Below are 25,077 nucleotides of genomic sequence, written 5' to 3'. Positions count from 1 at the left end.
CTATACTTAAGAGTAGAAGTCAGAAACAGGAATGGAAATAATAAAATATTATAATAATTCCACTTTTTGGCGATAATTATTGATTAGGATTGTATTTAAAGTCATATCATTTTATTGGATTTCCTTTTGATATGACTAATTCATAAAAAGATGAACATCAAAAATCAAGTAAATGATAGATAATACATCCTCTGCTATAGGTGATTTTGTGCCAGAAAAACCATCCCTAAAAGCTGGCTTACTTGCTCTTAAACAAAAAAATTATCCACAGGCGATCGCTCATCTAGAAATAATTTCTCAACAAGAATCCCTGAAGCAAAAGTTAAAAGCAAAGATGGGTTTAATAGTAGCTTATGAACAAACTAAACAAATAGATAAAGCCATTACCCTATGCCGTAATTTAACAAAAATATCTAATGATGAAATTCAAACTTTTGCTCATAGTCATCTCAAAGAATTATTAAAACAATATCCGCAAAAAAATCCTAAAAAATCAACTATTCCTACTCCTAAACCCCCACCATTACCTCCCCCACATCAACAACAAAAAATTCAAACAGGATTTGTTCCATTTAATCCCACTTCAGATCGAGATGAATCGGCAAAAAATAATCAAAAACAATCTCAAAAAAATATTAATTTATCGAACATAAATAACTCGGTAAAAAAATCTAGTCAACCCTCAGATTTTGTAGAACATCCTCAGTCAAATCAAAATTATATAGATACAGAAAAAAATCAAACACAACCTTTATCAACAGAAATTAATAACTCCAATCCAAAACCTTTAAATAAACCCCATAAAAAATCAACAGATGTTGCTAAAGATACAGGCGATCGCTCATCGAAAATAATATGGCGTGAAGCTGAAAGAGCAAAAGGAGGTAGTTATCTTAAATCTCCTAACTTAACTATTTTCTGGCTAGAAAAAATAGCTGTGCTTGCTGGTCTGTTTTGGCTAAGTCTGACTATATTAAAGTTGAGTTTAGACCTTACTAATGATTTCCTAGTTTGGCTGCCTTATTTCCGACCAATTCAAATTTTTTACCGAGACCCAACTAGAAATTTTATAATTTTTATCACAGTATTATTTGTCTTCTCTCCCTGGTTAATTGATGGATTATTAATTCTTGGTTATGGTATCCAAAACTTACCAACAACAACTCTAATTAATTACAGTAAAGAAGCCAATAAACTACTCCGTAGCTTTTGCCAAAAACGAAAAATACGAGGGATTAAATTGAAAATTTTACCAATAGATGTTCCTATAGCATTCAGTTATGGATGCTTGCCTCGTTTTTTCAAATTTAGAATAGTGGTTAGTCAAGGATTGTTAGATAAATTAGCAGCAGATGAAATTGCCACTATTTATGCCAGGGAAATTAGTCATTTTAAAACAGGAGCATTTTGGCTAATGTCTATGGCTACTTTGACGCTTCAAATTCCTTACACAATTTATTGGCAATTAACTTTTTGGGCTGATTGGTTATTAGACTTTGTAGACCACAGATTACCCGATTTTTTACCAGAATTTATCAAATCTTGTTTACCTATTTTAGTATCCGGTTTTAGAGTTTTTGCTGCAATAATTTCCACTCTTAGTTATGGCTTATATTGGTTGCTAAAATTGCCAACTTTATGGTTATCTCGTCGGAGTGCCTATCATAGCGATCGCCTAGCTTGTAATTTAACAGGAAATCCTAATGGTCTAACACGAGCTATTCTGAAAATTACAATTGGCATGGCTAATGATATACAAAATCAAGGCAAGATTAGAAACTTATTAGAAAGTTTTGAACTTTTAATGCCAGTGGGAATAAATCAAGCTATTACTGTAGGTAGTATTTGTTCCCATCATAATTTTGCATCAATTTTTAACTGGGATATTACTAACCCATATCGTCATTGGTTAGCAATTAATGATAGCCATCCTTTGCTTGGCGAACGGTTAAAAATATTAGAATTATATGCGAATTTCTGGAAGCTAGAAACTGAAATAAATTTAGAAAATATCAATGCTAATGCCATTGAAAAAAATCAGTTAAGTAAGAATCAAAAAGAAAAATATTTAACTCCACCAACTTTTGATTTACAAAAACTTTTGCTTCAGGGAGCGCCTTTTTTCGGAATGTTAATAGGTTTATTTTTTGCTGGTTTATTTTGGTTAATAGGTGGAATTTCATCTGCTGTTGGTCTTTGGAGACTGGATTGGTTATTGGGAGATATTTCGATTTTAGTTGGCTCTTTAGCCATAGGTTTTAGTATTGGTATTTTTATTAGGATTAATTACTTTTTTCCCGATATTAAACCAGCTAAAATCCTGCAAAATCCTAATTGGCTAGAATTGCTAACCGATCTAGAAGCTTTGCCATTAGATAGTCAGCCAATTCAGCTCAAAGGCCAACTTCTCGGCAAGAGTGGGATAAGTAATTTTTTGGGACAAGATTTAATTCTACAAACAACACAAGGACTGATAAAGTTACATTATTCTTCTCAATTAGGTCCTATTGGTAACTTCTGGCCTGCAATAACTAATCCTGGCGATCTTGTTGGTAAGTCTATAACTGTGACTGGTTGGTGGAGGCGAGGAGCTATTCCTTGGATAGATATCCATAACTTAAAAGGCGATTCTGGTAAATCTCTTAATAATGGCCATCCAGTCTGGTCAACTATTGTAGCTTGTATTTTTTCTATATGGGGAGTTTATATGATATATGTAGGCAGATTTTAATTATTAGATTATGTAAAGAAAGGTTGCACTATTAAACAAACAATGTTACGTTTATCTATAAATTTAAATTCGCTTAACTAAAGTAACTTCAGGATTTAGGTTTCTATTAATTTGTTAGAAGAGATATTACGTCTATTGAAATGTATAAGCTTATGCTATTTAATAGTAAGTATAGTTTTAGTATATTATGGAATCCCCGATCATATCTTTTAAAACTTAGGCGATCGCTAATCTCTTGAGCATTAGTCGAATCAAACGGCATATTAATCTTGGCAGTAGTATTTTCCAGAGTTCTTTTCCTGCCGAATGCTTCCCTACGGGATGCACCAAGCAAACGCAAACAAAGTTTTTGCTCAAGCTTTTACATCTGCTGATCCAGGAATTGGTTCTTTCAATGACCAACCTTGCTTTGACCCGAACTTACCCTGTTTTTTCTGTGCCAATGATTGTTTTGGTGATAGATACAATCCGAATTTTGGTCATAATCCCAGGATAGATTTTTTTTAACTCCTGTATGATTTTTTCGCTCTTGGTATCCATGAGCAAGTAAAATAGTAATTTTAGGAATGTTTACAGGTTGAGATTTAAAGTAGTCAATATTGTCTGATCACATTTCTATACTTCCGACATCATCCCATACTGATGCCATTTGACAATGGTTCAACAATTAATAATGAATAATGAATAATGAATAATTACCTCTCTATGAATTGAAGAGGATTGACAAATTCATGAAAATTTTTTTCACAGGAGTCGATGGTCGGACAGCTCCTTTGACCTCGCCATCCCATCCTAGGTCATGCTGCGCAAACGACCGCTTATTATCCCCTTAAAAGGGGAGGCGCATACCCACAATTTTTCGGTAAAAAAAGCGCACCGCCCGCTCTCTCGGTTTCCTCAGAGTAAGGACGGAGCAAGAAGGAAAACCGAGACAATAAAACTGCACTCCGGTCTTTTAATGCCGTTGGTAGCTTTGTCAAAACAAAATTATGATTGACTTGATACCAGCATTGCAAGTATTTTTTACAGATAAGTGAATCAATAATTATTAGAGTTGTCCCCGATCGCTTTTTTTTACCTGAGCAGCGTACTTGAGAGTGCAATACATCTCTAATATTCAAGGGTTACCTCTGATGCTCGCTACCGAATGTAGCTGCCAAAATACTGTTGAATAAGGGGGCAAGTATGCAGGGTAAGTCACACCAATTACCGAATAATTAATAATTAATAATTAATAATTAAATAATTCGCGCCTTGAAGCCTCCCCTTGGATAGGGGAAAAAAGCGGTCGAGGGATGGCGAGGTCTCGGAGCTGTCCGACCATCGACCAAGAAAAGAAATAATATCTCCTGATATTCAATTCCGTAGCGGTTAAAACCCGAGGTAATTATCAATTATCAATTATCCATTATCCATTAATGAAAACCATTCTTTAATTGATACAAAATACCATCTAATATTTCTCTTTTGCTCCACTTTGTGGGACAAGGTTTCTTTTTTTTTGGTATGGGATGGCTCAATCAGAACCCACTCTTTGTCTGTTAAACTAGTTGAAGACTGGCATTTACCCTGGTCTTGGTTATGATAATTGGTGTAGGCTACTTGATGCTTAAGTATATACTTTTTCCCCAAAAGATACGATCAGGGGTTCTATATAATGGTTTAGTGAATCAGCAGCAAAGTTCTAAAATTCATTGTCGGCTAAAATTCTTGCATGGTAAGTGTCAATATCCCAACACAGTAATTTCTGCCAGCTAGTTCTTGTGGCTGGTTTTTTTTAAATTAAGAACCTTCGCGATCTTAAAAGTGGACATTGCTTAATAGTTTAGCTGTTTGATTTTTCTTGACTTTGCATACTTGCGGTATTATGTGTGATCATTCTAACTTAACTTGCCTTTTCCTTAGCTTGAGTTTTATCCTCATAATTACCATGACAATATAACGTCATTTTTTCTCTAGCTTTTTAGCGTTAGCGCTAGTGAATCTGATCTTGAACAGACAACTCCTATATTTAAAATATGTCAAGTATGTTTTTCTTGATTATCACGATAAATAAATCTTGATGTATCTTTAGTCTAAGACTTTGGATTTTGGTATGTCAATCCTAATGTTAATCTTAATGAAACACTCAGACAATTCAAGCCATTCTTGATGATAATATAGAACTTTTCTTTTAGGATAGGGCTTTAAACCGAATTTTTTGGTAAGAAAATATGAGTAGCCAAATTTTTCAAAAATATGTAGATTATTGACTTAGGGTTGTGATAAGTTTATACTAGTCAGATATAATGTTGTGTGCTAAAAAGTAAAATATCTAATATGAACATTTCCGGTTTGCTTGGAAAATAAGGTAAAAATTATGCTTAAGAGTTGATCTTCAATAGTAGGGAGTATACTAAAAATAAATGTAATATATAGTAATTGAGTTGCTTGAATTTAGCAGGCTTTAAAGTTATATTTATAAGTTAGGGTTATAAGCGTTTAGCAAATCAATATCAAAAAGAAGTAATTTAGCAAGACCTATAGCCTTGTTTACTGAGTGGTGACTAAAGAGTTTAAAAACAACCTGATAAAATCAGATTATCTGCTAAAGTTAACCAAATTGGAAAATGGGAGATCATTTCACTTTTTATTAAGGGCTAACTACTGAAGTTAAATAATTTGGATAAATTTGGACAAATCTCAATAAATCTTGACAAAAAACTGATTGTCTGGTAGGGTACATAAAAGCAAAAATAAAGCTAATTTAATTTAGATCAAGGCTTGAAACCCTATACAAAACTCTTAAGAGTAGGTGGCCTGTAAAAAGGTGATTGAGAAATCCATTAACCTTAAGTGAATGTCCGGAAAATATCAAGTAGCAAAGTTTTCATAGTAGATTAATAGATTTTAGTAGGTGGAGTTCCCGCCGATTTTAAGCCTGTGGACAAGATAAGTTACAGACTGCTGTCAGTGGTCTTCAATGTTCGCGCAGTATTGCGTCAGCAAAGCAGGAAGCTAGCTCTAAAACCCTTTTGGGTAAGTTTGGGTAAGTTTAGTAGAACGGTAAATAGTAATATTTGTCTCAGGTTTTTCGCACTTCAGAGTCAGGAGCAGTTTTTTTTGAGCGCCCTCTTCTTTTGTTTGTGTTCAGTCAATCTCAGTTAACAAAGTTTTTGTTTTATTGTCATTAAGCAAGTCAAAGTCTGGAGGAAATTAGTATGTCAATTCGTTTGTATATAGGTAATCTACCTAAAGAAGTAATGGAACGTCAAGAACTGCAAGAAGTTTTTGCCGAAGAAGGTGATAGTGTGATCACTAAATTGATTACAGACCGTAAAACTGGAAAGTGTCGTGGTTTTGGCTTTGTAACAGTCAAAAATGATGAACAAGCTGACCAAATTATTGAAAAGTATAATGGTTATCAGTTTAAAGAAAGTCCTTTGAAAATTGAAAAGGCTTTGCCCCGCTCTAAGAATAAGAGCGATTTAGAAAAGACTGAGGATGAGTCAAAACCAGCCAACAAAAGTAGCGGTAAGATCAAAAAGTCTCGTCGTGAAAAGGATAAAGGAGCATCTAAAACTACCAGCAGTACTCCTAGTGGAAATGATGCAGTTCAGCCAGACCCCCGTTGGGCAGATGCCTTAGCAGAGTTGAAGCAGCGTTTAGCAGCTACTACTAATTCTTAAGAAAACAAATAACTAAAGCAATCAGACTATCAATTTAAGATGATTGTAGATATAGATTTACAAGCAACTGTACTTATATCTACAATCTCAAAAAGTTTATACAATTACTTTGAAGCCTTTGATTTATTATTAAATCAAAGGCTTTTTTTATAGTTTAATTTTTGACTAAGACAAGAAAGATTTCAGTTGATTAGTTATCGGTTTCACGATCGTAACTTTGATATTTAATAAGTTTGGAACCACTATCTTTGTAGCTAAACTTACCTGCTTCATAAAACTGATATAAAACGTCAAAACAAGTGACTTTTTAATGTTTACTTCCTGCTTCTTACGGAACTGTCGGCAGCACTCCGTCCACAGACATCAACGCAACGGTCAAGCCAACCGCATTTCTTAAATTGGGGTTGCACATTATGGAATGATATTGCCAAAAATTAGTTTATACTTTGACTAAAAAACTATTAATTAATCAATTGCTAGAATGATTAATCCAAAATTCAATTCAATCAAAAATCTAAAATCATTCGTCACTGTGCAACGCCCTTAAATTAATACTTGCATCTCATACACGATCTATAGATAGATATACCACACTTAAGACAGTCTATGATTCAAAATAACTATATGTTATAAGAAAAAATTCAAAAACTTATAACACTTTCGATCTAAGTAATGCTATGGGTAAACATACTAACTTTCTAGGGGTAGAAACGTAAGCTCGACGGTTGAACACATCATATTGATTGCGTTCAATAGCATCTAAAATTTTACTGTAAAGCATGGAAGCTGACCAAACAGGCCAACGAATATCAGGATTCAAACGCCTAATACCTTTCTCTGCATCAATAAAAAACTTGCGTGCTCTGTTAATCTGAAATTTCATTAATTCTCGCCAGCGTCGATCGATTACACCATTGAATAAATCTTCTTCGGTATAATCAAACAAAGCTAATTCTTCTAGAGGAATGTAAATCCGACCCCGACGAGCATCTTCTCCTACATCTCGTAAAATATTGGTAAGTTGATTGGCAATTCCCAAAGCGATCGCCTCTGACGTGGGAGATTTCATCTGTTGGTTTTTATTCCAGGGAGCAGCAAAACTAGAGCGATCAACTCCCATTACTGGCATAGTCATTAAACCAACTGTACCTGCCACTCGATAACAGTAAAGTTCCAGTTCTTCAAATGTTTCGTAGCGACTGCGGTACAGATCCATTTGCTGACCCGCGATCATATCTCGAAATGGTTGTATATCTACAGGAAACCTGGATAGAGTATCTACTAAAGCTACATCTGTATCTTCTAGTGGATAGCCAGCAAAGATAGATTCTAGATGTTTTTCCCACTCTTGGAGAGTTTCTGTAGTTGTAGTACTTGACATGGGTCCATCAACCAGTTCATCTGTACGACGACACCAGACATATATTGCCCATATCGCCTTACGTTTAGCTTCTGGCATTAACTGAGTACCCATGTAAAAAGTTTTAGAATGGGTAGCTGTGACTTGACGGCACAGCTCATAAGACTCTTCTAGTGATACCAGGGATGAACGAGTCATGCGCTGAGAAAATTTAGACCGTTGCAGCATTCTTTGCTGGCTTTGGAGTTGTTGGTTGCAGGTTTGCATGAGATTCAAGGTGAGTAGAAGCGTTAGCGGAACTTGCCTTAGTAATTGCCTGCGCTGTCAGCTTTCCAGAAAGTACAGCTCCTTCCATGCTAGCTAGATAGCGCTGCATAGTATAGTCTCCTGTAAGGAAGAAATTTGCAATTGGTGTTACTTGGGAAGGGCGACAATCTTGGCGACCGGAGGTAGCTTTATATACAGAGCGCGGCGTTTTGACAACGTGAGATTTCAACAACTTAGCTGGAGAATTTCCTTTAAAGTGATGGGGAAATAATTTTTCCAACTCTGCCATTGTGGCTGCGATTATTTCTTGGTCGGATTTATTAATCCAATCTTTGGCGGGTGCTAATACTAATTCCAACATGGAACGATCGGGATTAGCATATTCACGACAGGTGTTACTCATGTCTGCATAGACACTTAGTAGAGGTGAGCGTGAAAACAGTAAATGGTCTATATCTGTTAGTTTGCGATCGAACCATAGATGTAGATTAATTACTGGTACACCTTCAAGACCATTGAGCTTTTGGAAGTATTCCATCTGCTGCCATGGTTTGGGTAACATTACTTTTAGGGGATCGACTGGCATTGCTGATACATAAGCATCAGCAGTTATGACTCGATCTTCTGCTCCATTTAATCCTCTGATGAGAAATCCACTGACTTTACCATCATCGTTCAGTAAAAATTCCTTGATCGGTGCATTTAACTCTACTTCTCCACCTCCCTTAGCAATATAATCTACCAGAGGTTGACATAATCGCTCTGTCGGCGAACCATCTAAAAAGGCCATTTTAGATCCGTTTTTTTCTTGGAGAAAACGGTTTAAAGCTGTGAGAATTACAGTTGAGGATATTTCCTCTGGCCCAATAAAGTTCAATGCTTTTGACATGGCGATGAATACTTCTTTCTCTACCCTGGGAGGAACATTCTGTTTTTTCAACCATTCTGAGAAGGTGTATCTGTCCATTTTTTCCACATATTCCTGGCCTTGAAGCATAGCTGGAATCAGACCTATGCCAAATCTAATTTTTTCTGGCCAGGTTAGCATATCATTATTGCGGAGAATCGCCACTACTCCATTCAAAGGTGCTGGAATGTCAGGAAAATCAAATCTAGAGTATGTTCCTGGTTTTTCTGGCTGATTAAAAATCATCGTGTGCTTTTTCCATTGCAGTCTATCCTCTATATTTAGTTCTTTGAATAGCTGCAACATATTTGGATAGGCTCCAAAAAATATATGTAGACCAGTTTCGTACCAGTCTCCTTCCTCGTCTTTCCAGGCGGCTACCTTACCTCCAAGAACATCCCTCCTTTCTAGGAGTATTGGAGTATGACCCATGTCTGTTAGATATTTGGCACAAGAAAGACCCGCTAGTCCCGCTCCCGCGATCGCAACTCGCATTTACTTGGTAAAAACCTCTTTAATTCAATTTACTTCTTTTTTATTATTATTACTTTACAAGTTGTTACAAATTTCAGCAACATCTCATTTGTTATTTTTAATTCCATTTGTCTCAATTTTTGCTATATGTACTTTTGACAAAAACTAGACAAGTGTGGTAATGTTACAGCAAAATAAGTAATATAATCTGATTATCTTAATAAAATTTAAAAATATATACTTAAATTTGCTTTTGAATATCAATAACAGATTTAAGATTAACAGACTAAGGGTAAGAGGCGATCATCAAAAAAAATTAAATCTATCAAAAATGGAGCGAGAGGACTTCCGGTATAATCTCTGATTTACCGGGTTCGGAATCGCGACCAAACAAACAATCAGCACTCCATCATTGAGGTTTCACTGCGGCCTTTGCAGATCGTAGAATAAATTGACGCTCGTTGGCGTACTGTTGCCAGCCCCCAACAGTCTAGATAAGTGCCATTCAAGCAGTAAACTTAAATCGTGAGGTTTGGGAATCTCCCGTTATAATCTTTGATTTAACTGGATGAGGATGTCAAAAATCTTAAGTTAAGTATGTAGCCATAGAAAAAAAGGCCAAGTAAGGAATAAGGCGACAGAGAGAAGAATGTAAACCCCATAAATTAAATAAATTTGAGGGTGTGAGCAAGGGAATCTTGAGCATAGTTGTGTATCTCAAAAAAATTATCAAAATAATATGGGTCGCGCAACCCCGCCTTTTAAGGCGTAATATTTTTGGAGCGGGGCTTAAATCCCCGTTACAAAAATAACTTCTGACTCTCTTGGTGCGCGTTCCCTTGCGTCTGTCGCCGACGCGGGGTCGCACCGCTTCTGACTTCTGACTTCTGACTTCGTTAACTTGGTCCATAATTCATAAATAAATTTAGTTGAAAACAACTATATAGGCAGACAGAAGGCAAAAATATATTTGATGACTCCTATCTATTGCTTCTGGCCTTATGTCTTCCTTTGAGAGGGTGAGGCTATCCTCAAAGCTTGAGAAGTTTGAAACGATAGAATAATCAACAACAGGACAGAATAAAGAAAACTAAGGCATGGGCAAAGTAGTCGGCATAGACCTGGGTACAACAAACTCCGTAGTCTCCGTCATGGAAGGCGGAAAACCCATCGTGATAGCCAATTCAGAAGGAATGCGGACAACTCCATCTGTAGTTGGCTTCACCAAGGAAGGAGAACGAATAGTAGGACAAATGGCCAGAAGACAAACTGTTCTGAACCCTCAGAACACTTTCTATGGGGTCAAACGATACATTGGACGTAAATACTCTGAACTATCTCCAGAGTCAAAGCGGGTTCCCTATACAATTCGCCGGGATGAATATGGCAATGTCAAAATTAAATGTCCTCGGATGAAACGAGATTTTGCTCCGGAAGAGGTCTCAGCAATGATATTGCGGAAGTTGGCGGATGAAGCAAGTCGCTATCTGGGAGAAGAAGTTACAGGGGCAGTAATTACCGTACCAGCTTATTTTAATGATTCCCAAAGACAGGCCACTCGCGATGCAGGGACAATTGCGGGTTTAGAAGTTAAAAGAATTCTCAATGAACCAACGGCTGCATCTTTGGCTTATGGATTAGAGAATACAGATAATCAGGTGATTTTGGTCTTCGACTTGGGTGGAGGTACATTTGATGTATCAATATTAGAGGTGGGAGATGGAGTATTTGAAGTTAAATCTACAAGTGGAGATACCCAACTAGGGGGTAATGACTTTGACCAACGAATAGTAAATTGGTTGGCAGAACAATTTCTAGAGACAGAAGGAATAGATTTAAGAACAAGCGATCGCCAGGCGTTACAACGCTTGATGGAGGCTGCAGAGAAAGCTAAGATAGAATTATCTGGGGTTGGAGTGACTGAAATTAACCTACCCTTTATTACGGCTACACAAGAGGGTCCTAAACATTTGGAAACTAGATTGACTAGGTCTCAATTTGAAGGACTTTGTGGGGATTTAATTCCTAGAATTGGACGCCCTGTGAAAATGGCATTAAAAGATGCGGGTATTAGTCCTTCTATGATTGATGAAGTAGTATTAGTGGGCGGTTCAACTCGGATTCCTTTTGTCCAAGATTTAGTTTACTCTCTGATAGATAGGGAACCAAATCAAGGGGTTAATCCTGATGAAGTTGTGGCAGTGGGAGCTGCTATTCAGGCGGGAATTTTAGCTGGTGATGTACGAGATGTGCTGCTTTTGGATGTCTCTCCATTATCTTTTGGTTTAGAAACTATTGGTGGAGTGATGAAAAAACTTATTCCCCGAAATACTACTATCCCGGTACGACGTTCTGATATTTTTTCTACTTCAGAAAATAACCAGACTGTTGTTGAGATTCATGTTATTCAGGGAGAACGAGAAATTGCGGCGGAGAATAAGTCTCTGGGAAAATTTAAGCTGACGGGTATTCCTCCTGCTCCACGGGGTGTGCCACAGGTACAGGTGGCTTTTGATATTGATGCTAATGGTATTTTGCAGGTGACTGCAATGGACAAAACTACTGGTAGGGCTCAAAGTATTACTATTCAAGGAGCATCGACTTTAACTCAGCAAGAAATTAGTCAGATGATTCGGGATGCTGAAAAATTTGCTGAGACAGACCGACTTAGACGGGAGCAAGTAGAAAAGCGTAATCGTGCTGAGGCTTTGGCCTTTCAAGCTGAACGACAACTCCGGGAGGTGGCCTTGGATTATGGTATGCAATTTGCTGCTAGGAGTCGTCAACGGATTGAGATGTTGATTAGAGAATTGCGGGATAGCCTGGAGAGGGATGATGAGCGGGGTATCGATCGGGTGGGAGTTGATTTACAGGATGCTCTGTACGATTTGAATCGTGAAGTTTCAATTTATACTTCTGAATCTGAGGATGATGATTTCTTTGGGTCTGTGCGTCGGAGTATTTCTGGAGATGACCGCAAGCGCAGGGAACGTTATGATTATGATAGTAGGATAGATCGTAGGTCTTCGGATCGAGTTAATTATAACAGACCGACTAGACCTAATCGTTATTATCAGAGTGATGATTGGAATGATGATGATGATTGGTTGTAATTATTTTAGATTTGACGGGAGATAGTTTGTTATTTAGTTGCAAGATATAGCTAATCAATAGTCAGTTATCAGTTATCAGTACCTCTTGCTGTTTGCGCAGCATGACCTAGGAAAGCATTGGGGTTGAAATTTGGAATCTTCTCTTTCTTTATCCCCTTAAAAGGCTATCCCCGATTGGGAATTCCTGAAAACTTTGTGGGGACCAGGGGAGTAGGGAGCAGGGGAGAAGGGAGAAAGGATTATAGTAGATAGGAAAAACTACTTAAGTCATCAAAAAAAATGTACTTTTTAATACATTTTTTCTCTGGCAAAAACCTTTTAAATACTTATACATAACTTGTCTATTTTGTCAATTTTTATGTTAAGAAAGATGTTTATAAAGCATAGCTTGAAAGGGGAGGCGCATAACCAAAATTTTTCGGTAAGAATTCTTAAGTATCCTACCGTTTTGCCTTAAAGAGTTATAGAAAATATTTATAGTTAAAACTTATAAGTTTAAGTTAACACATGCAAAATTTTCGGAATTATTATCAGATTTTAGATGTTTCTAAAGATGCTTCGGTGGATGAAATTAAGAAAGCATATAGGAGACTGGCACGACAGTTTCATCCAGATGTAAATCCTGGTGATAAGGAGTCAGAAGAAAAATTTAAAGATATTAATGAAGCTTATGATATTTTATCGGATATAGAAAAACGAACAGAGTACGATAAGTTTATTAGATATTGGAAGCCTAAAGGAATTGGGGGTAGGGTAGGGATACGAGTTCCTGATTTTAGGAATTGGGATAATCGTGATGAAAATGGGCGAAAAAATGAAAAAAATTCAGATGTTAGTGATTTTTCAGATTTTAATACTTTTGTAGACCAACTATTGGGTCGTCGCCGTGAAGTTAGAACTCCAGTTGCTTCGACAGCACCAAAAACTCAGACTTCTAATGTTTATCGTCCTGGTCAGAAAAAGAATACTTATAGAGCTACAGAACGGGAAGTAAAGAAGGATATTGAGGCTAGATTAACTTTACCTTTGGAAAAGGCTTATGTGGGAGGGGTTGAAAAAATACGTTTGGAGGATGGCCGTTCGATAGAGGTGAATATGCCGATGGCTATGGTTAGTGGTCAAAGAATTCGTCTGAAAAATCAAGGTCTGGGTGGGGGAGATTTGTATTTGAAGATTACGATCGCTCCTCATGATTTTTATCAGTTGGAGGGACCGGATATTTTTTGTGAGTTGCCTATTACTCCTGTGGAGGCTGTTTTGGGTGGGGATATTGAGGTGCCGACTTTGGATGGTTGGGTGAAGATGAAGTTGCCGGCGGGGGTTTTTTCTGGTCAACGTTTACGACTTGCGAGTAAGGGGTATCCTGATGGGAAGGGTGAGCGTGGTGACCAGTTGGTGGAGATTAAGATTGTGACTCCGAAGGAGCCTAGTCAGGAGGAGTTGGAGATTTATCAGAGGTTACGGGAGGTTGAGAGGTTTAAGCCGAGGAAGGATTTGCCTGTTTAATTTGAGTTTTGGCTGTGCGAAGCAAGAAGTTTGCTTTGTCTGAGTTTTGAGCTTTTGATATGTTCTAACTTTATGTTGTATACGTTTGGATTTCCTTTTTTTTGTTGAATAAAAAATCATGCGTAGGGGCGAAAAACTCCCAATATATAAATTATATCGGAGTTTTTGAGCGAATGCAACCTCATTTTCCTCAGATTTTTTTTTGAGCTCCATAAGATGACAAGGTTCAATATTTTGACTATCTATACTCATAGGAAGCGATCGGGCAATATTTCTATTATTGAGGATGATTTTTTTTTTGCAGCGGAGGGAAGTTTTGGAAAAGAAATTCAGACAACCTTTTCCAAAACGCATCTATGTTGATGGGGGTCTGGGTTTTTCGGCTGATAGCGCTACGCGCAAGGCAACAGGCAATAGGGTAATACAAAAGGGTTTCAGCTTCTATTCATGTCCTAACCTTTGCTTCGACTGCTATACTATTTGTTTTGTTTTTTTGTCTAACAAACTCTTGAAATTCCTCTAATGTAAGTTCTATCTAATTGATATTTTTCCTTAGTATAATCGACCTAACCTGCTTCAAATTGTTCGATAAAACGTAACATTCTGACAACAGCTAATGAGTTGATTAAGGCTTTGTATTCTTGCTTTCTAATTTCATAATTTTCCTCTAATACTAATAATCAATCGGTACATACCAGATAATCACGTCGTAGGTGTTTTGAATAATTAATAGTTTATTTATTTTGACTGTTGAAGAGCTATAACTATATTGTTTATCTAATCTAAATGCTAATTGACTTCTCCCCAGACTAAAGTCATGGGAACTCTTAATCAGAATGAATTTGACGGACTTTCCTCACGTCAATTTTGACCCTTAGCGATGCCTAAGAGTCTGTGCGGGGTAAACTCATTCAGGTTTTTTTTTAATCCAATATTTACCGAAAAATTGGGTTTAAAGCCTCGCCCTTGTAGGGCGACTTTTTATTTGATTTGCAAGTGAATTGGATATATGCTAAACTCTTATTAGTTGCCGGGGGGCACTCGGAAACTCTAAACGGACGTGGAGGGAAGCATCAGACTACCGCCAAGGAAGCAGCACCCTGTGAAGCGTCAACCCGCCGAAGAGCTACGGCTCAGTAGGAATCCTCGCGCCTTTAGGCCGGGGAGGATGTCAAAGTCAGCATTTACCTTAATTATTCGGTAAGTTTTAATTATAGGTTTTAGTATTTTAGTTTAAAAATTTTGAATTTTGTCATCAACCTCTGACAAAATCAGAGAGAAGTTTTCCCAATTAGCTAACGAAGTTTCAATATTTTTAGCGCTTTTACTCGGTTGTGTGATACTCTAAATGGTAGAAAAATCCAAGGGTAAGTATTACTTAAAAGAATTTTGAGGCTGCAAATACCTATTGTGTCGTTGTTTTTAGAGGCGATCGCCTGAATTTATTTGACGATGAATGACTAATTTTTCTCTCCTAATTTTTCGGTAGATTGATAGATTGACTGTTTTGTGGTAAGTAGCTGGAAGTCTGTATTAGAAACTTGCTTGTGGTATTTTTTGTTTAGCACTGGTAGAGGTGCGGTTGACTATTTTGCCAGAGTTGTTGATAGTAACTACCTCAAAAATAAATACTTCTCCTTTTAAACTAGCCATAAAATTGAACTGGTGAAAATATTACCGAAAAGCGACGTTGAAAGCCCCCGTGTTTTAACCGGGGGATGAAAACAAGCGAGTCGTTTAGACAAGACTTCTAAAGTTTTCCTGTGCTATTATCTGGATATACAAACGTTTAGACAAAAGTAAGCAGCAAAGCATGGCTTAGACGCTATGCCGACTGTGTAGTGGCACCGCGGAAATTGTCCCCAAAGAATATATCTTTGGTCAGCTAAGGAGTAACAAAGCAACAAGGATTGATCCTGTTGCGTAGTATCAACTTAGAATTCCCTCGGCAATAGCTGCGGGGAGTAGTCAAATAGTACCGTACCAAATTCTACTATCAAAACTAGGTTAGGTAGGGTAAGTAAATTTTTACCTACCCTACTAAAACTAAGTAGAGCAGACTAAAAAAAAGACACTGTATATTTAATCAAAAAACCCCTAAAGCTATTTAATATAAACTTTTTAGCTAATTTACAATTTGATAAATAGCATCCAAAATTTACCATTTTCTACTTAATAGTTATTAATTACTGCTGAAACTGACGAGCGCCGAAAAGATTTTCCCTGGCTTTTTCATCAAACTTCTTTGTCCGACTCTCACTCAAAACTGCTAAACCACGACTCACTGCAGGTCGCTGACTAATAGTTTCAAACCATCGCTTTAAATGAGGAAAGTCTGATAAATTTTGCCCTTGTTTTTCGTGGGGTACTATCCAAGGATATATTGCCATATCGGCAATAGAATAATCTCCCGCGACATATTTTACTTGAGATAATTGTCGATTTAATACTCCATACAAACGCGATGCTTCATTGGTGTATCTTTCTATTCCATAGGGAATTTTTTCGGGTGCATATTGACGAAAATGATGAGCTTGCCCTAACATTGGGCCAACACCTCCCATTTGAAACATTAGCCACTGAATGACTGTGTAGCGATCGCTTGGGTTATGGGGAATAAAGCGACTTGTTTTTTCTGCTAAATAAAGCAAAATAGCTCCTGACTCGAAGAGAGAAATAGGGTTGCCATTGGGTCCATTGGGGTCAACAATGGCTGGCATTTTATTGTTAGGGCTAATTTTCAGATATTCTGGTTGAAATTGGTCTCCGGCGGTAATATTAACTGGAATTAAGTTATAAGGGGTTTCTGTTTCTTCTAACATAATAGAAATTTTCCAGCCATTAGGAGTAGGCCAATAATATAAGTCGATAGTCATAGTTTAAAAAGCTCCAATTTTTCTTGAGTTTGCTATTAAAAAGCCTTTAGCAATTAAGTACTTCAGCAATCAGCAGTCAGCTTTTGATAAGGGGATTTAAATTATTCCTAAAATTAAGCGACTTAATAGAAGTCGGAGATTTAAACCCAAGCTTTTCTGTTCCGGAATTCTCCACAAACAGATACCTAATTAGGGTTTGCGTATGGAAAGTCTGTTGGTAGGGGTAGGAGACAGGAGAAACGGGGAATTTAGAGGAGATAGGAGTAAGAATTGTTCCAATATTGTTTTGCCCAACTATGAGCCTAAAATACGCTCCTTTTTGAGCGTGAAGAGCTGAAACAGGCGTACTTTTTCAAAGCTCCAAAAAGGCTAAAACCTTTATCTGTAAATACTTTTATATTTAATCAGCAAGTCCTAATTATATGGGCAAATTTTTAGGCTGATAGTTGATAACTAATTGCTGATAGCTAGTGTCGCTACACAGAAGTTAAAAGTCAATCATTTTTAATTTGTAATTGTTTTAGGATTTTGTAACTGGTTAGTTATTTCCGCCATCTTGCACTAGTTAATTGTAACCAAGACTTTGACGTGCCAGACTGTCAAATAAATCGAGCATTTTTTCCCGCCACATATTAACATAATCGTTGGTTTCTAATAATTTAATGGGGGAAATGGAACGAGCAAATTGAAACTTAGCAAATATAATGTAATCGGCAAAGTTTGGTTTTTCTCCTGCTAAGAAAGGCTGCCTATCTAAAGTTTCTCTTAAAGGAGAGAGGATGGTTCTAAAATTATCAATTTGAGATTGTTTTACATCTTTAAATTCTTCTAGTGGTTTGCCTAATTTTGGTTCGCGAGTTTCTCGAAAATAGGTTTTGTCTTTGGCATCTATATGTTCAAATACATTGTAGATGAGTATTGGTAGTAAGGCTGGAGCCAAAACTTTTTCATCCCAATTTTTGATAAATAAAGTTTGAGCTTTTGCTTGGGAACAGCCGAATAAAGAAGGTTGATTTGGATAGGTTTCCTCTAAGTAGTTGGCAATATTCCAAGAGTCAAAAACTACTTGATCGCCATCAACAATTACTGGTACTTTTTCTTGACCTGAGAAAGCGATTGTTTCTTTTTGAGTAAAGTGCAAAGGAATTCTTTCTACTTCTAGTTGTTTATGGGCTAGAGCCATACGAATTCTCCAGCAGTAGGGGCTAAAAGCTCTGTTATTTTCTGCCCCTACTAGATCATACATTTTGATTTTCATGGATGGCATCATACTTGCAACTGCTCTATTAAGGATAACAGATTTTTTGCTTGTTAATAAATAATATTTTTTGTCAAAATTGAGTTATTTTTACAGCAAGAATTAACTATTTTTAGGTAATTATAAATAAGTCATACTAGATTTTATTTGGATTGTAAATGAAGCCAGCATTCGTTTAACTTCTACTACATTCTCAGCGAGATATTCGTACTCTGAAGCTTTGATAAAATTACTTTTTTCTCTTTGAAAGGTAATAAAAATTATAGCTGACTCCTGTTTGCGCAGTATTCCGCAGGAAATGCTTATCTTTTAGAAGGTAAATCTTTCTTATTCTTGATAAAAGAGAGATGGAGATAATTTTAGAGATGCGAGTATGGTGTTTGGCAAAATTTTTCCAACAATCATTTTTATCAGTTAAGAAATTGTTGGTGATTTAAGTCGATTTCACAATCATAATTAGGGTTTGCTGAAAAAGTATTTTAGTAGGGGTAAGGAGACAGGAGACAGGAGACAGGAGAAATGGCTTGGGAGCGAGGAGGTAGGAATAATAATTGTCCCTTTATTTTTCTGCCCAATTCTTGCCTCAAATACTAACTTTTTGAGCGTTTTAGACTGAAACAGACGCACTTTTTTCGACCCGAAAAATACTAAAACCAATATCATTCAATGCTTTGATATTTAATTAGCAAGCCCTAATTAGTCAGATATAAATGACTTTATTAGTAAACATTTAGAAGTCAGCTATCAGCTCTTCCCTACGATATACTACGCAAACAGCTATTGCTTTTAGCTTTAGATCAAAGCTTTACTAATTGAGGTAGATTTCATTAATTGATAATTGATAATTGATAATTACCTCTGGTTAAAACCGCTACGGAATTGAATATCAGGAGATATTATTTCTTCTCTTGCTCGATTGGATATTGTTAGGAAACCCATCCATCCCACCCAACGGGTGCGCTGCGAATATCGACCGCTTTTTTCCTCTTAAAAAGGGAGGCTTCAAGGCGCGAATTATTTAGGGTTTGCTGAAAAAGTATTATAGGTAAGGGTAGGAGACAGGAGACAGGAGGAACGGGGAATTATAGAGGAGGTAGGAGAAAGAATCATCCTTTGATTATTCTGCACAACTATCCGCCTAAAATGCTGATTTTTTCAACCATTACGACCTAAAAATTTGGATTTTTTTTTACTAAAAAATGCGCTCAACCTTTATATGTCAATGCTTTTAGATTTAATCAGCAAGCCCTATTTAATTATTAATTATTAATTATTCAGTAAATCTTACTACCAAAGTTGGCTTTAAAGTCTATATTAATTTTGGGGTGCTGTTCTTTTTTGCAAATAAATAATTAGGGCTTACTGATTAATTATAAAAGTATTTACAGATAAATATTTTAGCGTTTTACTTTTGAAAAAAGTACCAGATTTTCGGTGGAAAAAGCTCAAAAAGCTATAGCAATCAGGAATCAGATGTGAGAATTGAGATGTTCTTTTAAAGCATAGAGTATCGCAGTTATCTTACTTATATATATTCGTTTTTTTCTTCTTCTCTGTTCCCTGTTGTCTGTTGCCTAAAAATCTCCAATATCTCACAACTCAAACCATATTGCTGTAGTATCTTGGGATGATTATGGCATAAAAATTGAGAGACAATTCTTACTCCTACCTCCTCGCTCCCGATCCATTTATCCTGTCTCCTACAAAGAGCAAAAAGACTTTCGATAGGCAAACCCTAATTAAGCCAAATTAATTGTTTATTTGATGGTCTGGTTAAATATAGCAATCCTATTTTATTCGTGGCAAAAATCTTACTGCTTTTTAGGCAACAGACAACAGGCAACAGGTAACAGGTAAGAGTTTCAACTTTTTTATCTACTTTTTGATTTGTCGCAACCTATTTAGGATTGCTATAGATAGGAAAAAGTAAGCATTTAGCAATTAGCTATTAATTCACTGCCTTTATAACAGGAGTTAGTATTGAACGGTTTAAGGAGAATTCAAAGTATTGAAAAAATAACTAACCTTGACTTTAGCAGTGTATATTCATTATTTATGAAACAGCTAAAAGCTGAATGCGAGCTAGCTGAATATTTACGGAAAAAGTATTTTTAGATTAACTGCTGAAGTAGACAAGTATATTTTTTGTTCCCTACTACCTACTATCTACTTACAAATTTTGAATTAATTTTGCACAAGTACTTATATTTTCTACAAAACTGCGTCGAGAATGTAAGCATTCAGCTATTAGTAGTCAGCTCTTCCTAGGTCATGCTGCGCAAACAGCTTTTTAATGAATGAAGCCAGCTTTATTTTAACTTCTACTACATTTTTAACCAGAGTATTATAAACATTTAGCTATGAGTAGTCAGCTCTTCTTTCGGAATGCTACACAAACATTTTTTTAATGAATGAAGCCAACTTTATTTTAACTTCTACTACATTTTTAACCAGAGTATTGAAGTACAAGAAAGACTCGCTTGAGTTGTGAACCCATGCAATTTTTGGTAAGAAATGAGTTAATAATTCATAGCTGATAGCTGATAGCTGACGGCTGAATGCTTACTCGATAATTACTATATACATTTCCTTGTTTAAAAATTACCAATGAATATTTTTTTGATTTATCCCTCAAATTACCGAATAATTAATAATTAAATAATTCGCGCCTTGAAGCCTCCTCTTTTAAGGGGAAAAAAGCGGTCGTTAGCGTAGCTTCCCCAAGGGTGGGATGGATGGGTTTCCTAACTATATCCAATCGACCAAGAAAAGAAATAATATTTCCTTATATTCAATCAAGAACGGTTTTAACCAGAGGTAATTATCAATTATCAATTATCAATTATCCATTAATGAAGGTCTTATGCTGATTCAAGTGAAATATTAATCAGTGAAAATACTATTGTTGTGGATCGAGAAATAATTAATAATAAAATAACAGAAATTTACTCACGCCATAAAATAGAAATGAATATAATTCCTACTCAATGTCAAGACTTACAAAATCAGGTAGAAAATTTACTTCAATTATTGCATCAAGAATCTACTCTTAGACAACAAGATACAACAGCAGTTCGTGCTTCTTTAAATAAAGTAATTTATCCCAAATTTGAAATAGTATTTGCGGGAGCTTTTAGTGCGGGTAAGTCGATGTTAATTAATGCTTTATTAGGGCGGGAATTACTTTATAGTGCAGAGGGACACGCTACAGGAACAGAATGTTATATTGAATATGCCGAACCTGAAAAAGAACGAGTAGTTTTAACATTTTTAAGCGGGGCAGAAATTCAAGAACAAGTAGCAATTTTACGAAAGGAATTAGGCTTAGACCCCAGTGCTAAAATTCAACAACCAGAAGTAATAGAAATTATTCGGGAACAATGCGACGCAATTATTAAAAATGAAGGTGGCGAAAATAAATCGGAGCGGGCTAAACAAGCAAAAGCATTGAAATTATTAGTAGATGGTTTTGAGGCGAATAAAGAATGTATTCATTCTGCTGAAAATGCTATTTATTCTATGGAGCAGTTTAATTTTTCTAACCTGAAAGAAGCAGCAAGTTATGCACGACGAGGGATGAATAGTGCTGTGTTGAAGCGGGTAGAATATTATTGTCATCATCCTCTTTTAGAAGATGGAAATGTGATTATTGACACGCCAGGAATTGATGCACCAGTTGAGAAAGATGCTCAAGTTACTTATGACAAAATAGAAAACCCAGAAATTTCTGCGGTTGTTTGTGTTTTAAAAGCTGCTGCTGCGGGAGATATGACAACTGAAGAAACAGAATTACTGGAAAAAATGCGAGAAAATCCTGGAATTAGAGACCGGGTTTTTTATGTGTTTAATCGTATTGATGAAACTTGGTACAATTCTCAACTCAGACAACGATTAGAAAGTTTGATTATTTCTGATTTTCGGGATACAGAAAGGATTTATAAAACCAGTGGGTTGTTAGGTTTTTATGGCAGTTTAATTAAAGAAGCAAGTTCAAGCGATCGCTTTGGTTTAGATAGTATATTTGCTAATAGTGTTAAAGGTTTAGATGAGGAGGAGGAAACGCCACAATTTGTCTATGCTTTTAACAATTATTGTGGTACTTCTCGCAAACTTCCGAGTAATTTTCGGATAAGTATTAATGGTTTTGAGTCACCTAATGAAAATTATGTCCGGATTTTAGGTGAGTGGGGAAAACCGTTAATCGAACAATTAATAAAAGATAGTGGAATAGAAGAATTTAGGGATGGAGTTACTAGGTATCTGAAGGAGGAAAAACGTCCACAATTATTTGCAAATTTGGCAGACGATTTGCAAAATATCTGTATTCAATTACAGAAAAATTATTTAGCTACTCAACAAAACTTGGCAAGTCAACCCCAGGAAATAGAGGCAATGAAAATCCAGGAATTATCATTGTTGAATTCTCAACTTCAGGAAGTGGGGGAGGAGTTTAGCGAGCATATTTCTGAGGAAGTAAATTTCCTAGTCACAAATAAATGTGATGGTTTTGAAGCAGATTTTAATCAACTCCAATCTCGGATGATTCGTCGTTTAGATGAATTATTAGATACTTTTTCTGTAGAAGCTGCTTATAGTCGGGCAACTATTAATCATCCACGGAATGCAACGGCACCTTTATTAGCAGTTTTGGTCGAAGCACTTTATTATTTAGCGAATCAATTGGAGGATATTTTAGTTGATTCTACCCAGTCAGTGGTAAGTGGATTTTTCCAACGTTTAATTGACCGAGTTCGTAAGTCAGAATATTATCGGCAACTTTATCGTTTGTTGGGAAATGATGGAGGTATCGAACAACATTTAAAGGAAGTAGAAAAAGCAGTTACTACGGCATTAATAAGTGCCGCGCGGATAGAATGTGACAGGTTTGTGCGAGAAAGTCCCCGTTTTTATGATGAAGGAACTTTTTCTATCTATCAGTTTCGGCAGACTTTGTTGCAGACTTCTCAAAGTTTTGATTGTAGCAGTATGGTAGAAGCTGAACCGGCAATTAGGCAATTGTTGAAGTTGGATTTTGAGCCTAAAGTTTCTAAGACAATTCGGCAGACTTTTCGTCAGACTGTGAATCAAACTTTGAAGACTAATTTATTACCTATGGCGGAAAAACAAGGGGAAAATATTATGCAGCAATATAATCAAGCGCGGGAATATTTAGAGAAAAGTTTGGAGACTGAAGCTGCGGATAAAATTCAACTAAATTTACGTTTACAAACTGAGGTTGAGGAGAAAATTGGAGTTTATAATCAGTCGGTTTCTAGTATTAATAGTTGTTTACATACGATGTTGTTGAATGAGCGAAAATTGCCAATTATTTCTGGGTTTAATTTTGGGAAAGGTGAGGATGATTTGGATGTAGTAAGTGATGAAAATGAGAAATTATTGGAGAGTGAAGAAGTATCTCCACTTGATGATTTAAAACAGCAGATGAATTTGAATAGTTAGGGGTAGCTTTATTTCAGAAAAATGTAGGGTGTGTTGTTGAAGCATCCTACAGTTATAATGCTTCGCGCAAGGCAAAAGTCAAAAGTCAAAAGTTAAAAGTAATACCAGTTTGATAAATTTTATCCTGATGAACCTGAAGAAACTGAATCAAATCAGTCAGAAAATGAAATAGAAGTTTCTGACAATCATAATTCAGAAAATATGTAAATTGAAGTATCCCCACTTGATCACTTACCTCAGCAGATGAAGTTGAATAGTTAGGGATAGTCTTACCCAGAAAAATGTAGGGTGTCTTGCTGAAATACCCTACATATCCCTACTGAAGAATTTATTGGAAATAGAGGAATTAAAAAATGGCAGACAATTCAGGTAATCAAGAATTTATTGTATTAAACTGGGACGAAGTTGTTGAAATTGATGCAAATGTCGGTACATATTTAGCTCTGAATTCAAACAACTTTAAATATTTACATATGATAATTTCCAACTTACAATCAGCAATTATTAGTAGAGTAGATATTCGGGATGAGAAAATAAAAAATCAACTATTTTATGATGATTATGATGGTGTAGAGTGTGAAGTTTTGAGATTAGGCGTTCAAAGTTGGCAAAAAGGAAAAATCAAGGTAGAACTTACTGTCAAATTTTACCCTGATGAATCTGAAGAAGAAATAGAAGAAAATGAAGCAGAAAATTCTGGCGATAATAATTCAGAAGAACTGGAAAATGAAGTATCGCCACTTGATGACTTACGACAAAAATTTAATCAGGAAAATAAGTAGAAACTTTCTGGGTGAAAATTATGGCAGTCAGAGAAAATAAAGGTAAAAGTTACTGTATAATTTTGTCCCAATGAAGCTGAAACAGAAACTGAAGAAGTTGAATCAAGTTAGATAGAAAATTCTGGGGATAATAATTCAGAAAGTATCGAAACTGAAGTGTCTCCCTTAGATGACTTACTGCCAAAATTTAGTCAAAATAATCAGTAGTAAATCTGACTGACAAAAACTTGATTTATATCCGTCGGATAATTAGTCTATAAATTTATGATTCTGGAAAGGACAAGAAATAATACAAGCAAAATATTCTGCTAAAAATTCAGACAATTTCACAACGAACTCCACTCATAAATTTCTTGTAAGGTGCGCAGATACTCAATAATAATGAATCAAAAAACATTTCTAGCTCAAGAACTACTTTTCTCTATTTACGACCATGAAATTTTGGTCAAAAACCAGAATTTGACTCACCATAATATTTCTGAATATCTCGAACTAAGAACATTCCCGCTCAATTACTTACTGCCAAACTTTAGTCAAAATAATCAGTAGTAAATCTTCTTGGCAAAAACTACATTTATATCTGTCAGATAATTCTCCATAAATTTCTGATTCTGGAGGAGACAAGAAATAATATAACCAAAATATTCCGTCAAAAATTCAGATAGTCTCACAACT

Annotated in this window: 13 protein-coding genes; 9 read left to right on the top strand and 4 right to left on the bottom strand. The window is 36.0% G+C overall.

Going from position 1 to position 25,077, the window contains the following annotated elements:
* Positions 1 to 172 precede the first annotated feature (172 nt).
* From F6K23_RS17610 to F6K23_RS17600, 3 genes are all read left to right on the top strand, one after another.
* Entirely contained in the window at positions 173 to 2,731 is a 2,559-nt protein-coding gene (locus F6K23_RS17610; RefSeq protein WP_293158145.1) for a M48 family metalloprotease, read from the top strand.
* A gap of 321 nt (positions 2,732 to 3,052) precedes the next feature.
* Positions 3,053 to 3,238: a hypothetical protein gene (locus tag F6K23_RS17605; protein ID WP_293158142.1), complete on the top strand. Its 186-nt coding sequence runs from the start codon at positions 3,053 to 3,055 to the stop codon at positions 3,236 to 3,238.
* Positions 3,239 to 5,931: 2,693 nt separating this feature from the next.
* Positions 5,932 to 6,399, top strand: a complete 468-nt coding sequence (locus F6K23_RS17600) for an RNA-binding protein (RefSeq protein ID WP_293158139.1) — start codon at positions 5,932 to 5,934, stop codon at positions 6,397 to 6,399.
* A 649-nt stretch (positions 6,400 to 7,048) separates the two neighbouring features.
* On the opposite strand, the gene crtB is transcribed toward F6K23_RS17600, so the two are convergent.
* Together crtB and pds are read right to left on the bottom strand one after the other, a co-directional pair.
* A complete protein-coding gene (gene crtB, locus F6K23_RS17595) occupies positions 7,049 to 7,987 on the bottom strand; it encodes a 15-cis-phytoene synthase CrtB (RefSeq protein ID WP_293158307.1) in 939 nt (312 codons plus the stop codon).
* Positions 7,971 to 9,428 carry a 15-cis-phytoene desaturase gene (pds, locus tag F6K23_RS17590; RefSeq protein ID WP_293158136.1) on the bottom strand — a complete coding sequence of 486 codons (1,458 nt, stop codon included), beginning with the start codon at positions 9,426 to 9,428 and terminating at the stop codon, positions 7,971 to 7,973. Before pds ends, crtB begins: the two co-directional genes overlap by 17 nt.
* A 1,076-nt stretch (positions 9,429 to 10,504) precedes the next feature.
* On the opposite strand from pds, the gene dnaK reads away from it, so the two are divergent.
* From dnaK to F6K23_RS17575, 3 genes are all read left to right on the top strand, one after another.
* Positions 10,505 to 12,520: a molecular chaperone DnaK gene (gene dnaK, locus F6K23_RS17585; RefSeq protein ID WP_293158133.1), complete on the top strand. Its 2,016-nt coding sequence runs from the start codon at positions 10,505 to 10,507 to the stop codon at positions 12,518 to 12,520.
* A 507-nt stretch (positions 12,521 to 13,027) separates the two neighbouring features.
* A complete protein-coding gene (locus tag F6K23_RS17580) occupies positions 13,028 to 14,026 on the top strand; it encodes a J domain-containing protein (protein WP_293158130.1) in 999 nt (332 codons plus the stop codon).
* 996 nt (positions 14,027 to 15,022) lie between these two features.
* Positions 15,023 to 15,166, top strand: a complete 144-nt coding sequence (locus F6K23_RS17575) for a hypothetical protein (RefSeq protein WP_293088335.1) — start codon at positions 15,023 to 15,025, stop codon at positions 15,164 to 15,166.
* A 1,046-nt stretch (positions 15,167 to 16,212) separates the two neighbouring features.
* Here the strand turns inward: F6K23_RS17575 and F6K23_RS17570 are convergent.
* Together F6K23_RS17570 and F6K23_RS17565 are read right to left on the bottom strand one after the other, a co-directional pair.
* Positions 16,213 to 16,902: a glutathione S-transferase family protein gene (locus F6K23_RS17570; RefSeq protein ID WP_293158127.1), complete on the bottom strand. Its 690-nt coding sequence runs from the start codon at positions 16,900 to 16,902 to the stop codon at positions 16,213 to 16,215.
* Between the two features lie 565 nt (positions 16,903 to 17,467).
* The gene (locus F6K23_RS17565; protein ID WP_293158124.1) at positions 17,468 to 18,148 is read right to left on the bottom strand and encodes a glutathione S-transferase family protein; all 681 of its coding nucleotides are present in this window, start codon (positions 18,146 to 18,148) and stop codon (positions 17,468 to 17,470) included.
* A 2,979-nt stretch (positions 18,149 to 21,127) separates the two neighbouring features.
* On the opposite strand from F6K23_RS17565, the gene F6K23_RS17560 reads away from it, so the two are divergent.
* The 3 genes from F6K23_RS17560 (at position 21,128) to F6K23_RS17550 (ending at position 24,951) form a co-directional block, all read left to right on the top strand.
* Positions 21,128 to 23,620 carry a dynamin-like GTPase family protein gene (locus tag F6K23_RS17560; protein ID WP_293158304.1) on the top strand — a complete coding sequence of 831 codons (2,493 nt, stop codon included), beginning with the start codon at positions 21,128 to 21,130 and terminating at the stop codon, positions 23,618 to 23,620.
* 353 nt (positions 23,621 to 23,973) lie between these two features.
* Entirely contained in the window at positions 23,974 to 24,402 is a 429-nt protein-coding gene (locus tag F6K23_RS17555) for a KGK domain-containing protein (RefSeq protein ID WP_293158121.1), read from the top strand.
* Positions 24,403 to 24,783: 381 nt separating this feature from the next.
* Entirely contained in the window at positions 24,784 to 24,951 is a 168-nt protein-coding gene (locus F6K23_RS17550) for a hypothetical protein (protein WP_293158118.1), read from the top strand.
* Positions 24,952 to 25,077 lie beyond the last annotated feature (126 nt).

The sequence above is a fragment of the Okeania sp. SIO2C9 genome, from assembly GCF_010672455.1.
In the GTDB taxonomy this organism is placed as follows: Bacteria; Cyanobacteriota; Cyanobacteriia; order Cyanobacteriales; family Microcoleaceae; genus Okeania.
Note: the sequence above shows the minus strand (reverse complement) of the source record. Positions and strands in the feature narration are given on the sequence as shown.

Coding starts and splice junctions, on each gene's coding strand:
- pds (WP_293158136.1), bottom strand. CDS start 9,428: ATGCGAGTTGCGATCGCGGGAGCGGGACTAGCGGGTCTTTCTTGTGCC.
- F6K23_RS17570 (WP_293158127.1), bottom strand. CDS start 16,902: ATGACTATCGACTTATATTATTGGCCTACTCCTAATGGCTGGAAAATT.
- F6K23_RS17580 (WP_293158130.1), top strand. CDS start 13,028: ATGCAAAATTTTCGGAATTATTATCAGATTTTAGATGTTTCTAAAGAT.
- crtB (WP_293158307.1), bottom strand. CDS start 7,987: ATGCTGCAACGGTCTAAATTTTCTCAGCGCATGACTCGTTCATCCCTG.
- F6K23_RS17600 (WP_293158139.1), top strand. CDS start 5,932: ATGTCAATTCGTTTGTATATAGGTAATCTACCTAAAGAAGTAATGGAA.
- F6K23_RS17550 (WP_293158118.1), top strand. CDS start 24,784: ATGAATCAAAAAACATTTCTAGCTCAAGAACTACTTTTCTCTATTTAC.
- F6K23_RS17565 (WP_293158124.1), bottom strand. CDS start 18,148: ATGTATGATCTAGTAGGGGCAGAAAATAACAGAGCTTTTAGCCCCTAC.
- dnaK (WP_293158133.1), top strand. CDS start 10,505: ATGGGCAAAGTAGTCGGCATAGACCTGGGTACAACAAACTCCGTAGTC.
- F6K23_RS17605 (WP_293158142.1), top strand. CDS start 3,053: ATGCACCAAGCAAACGCAAACAAAGTTTTTGCTCAAGCTTTTACATCT.
- F6K23_RS17610 (WP_293158145.1), top strand. CDS start 173: ATGATAGATAATACATCCTCTGCTATAGGTGATTTTGTGCCAGAAAAA.
- F6K23_RS17555 (WP_293158121.1), top strand. CDS start 23,974: ATGGCAGACAATTCAGGTAATCAAGAATTTATTGTATTAAACTGGGAC.
- F6K23_RS17560 (WP_293158304.1), top strand. CDS start 21,128: ATGAATATAATTCCTACTCAATGTCAAGACTTACAAAATCAGGTAGAA.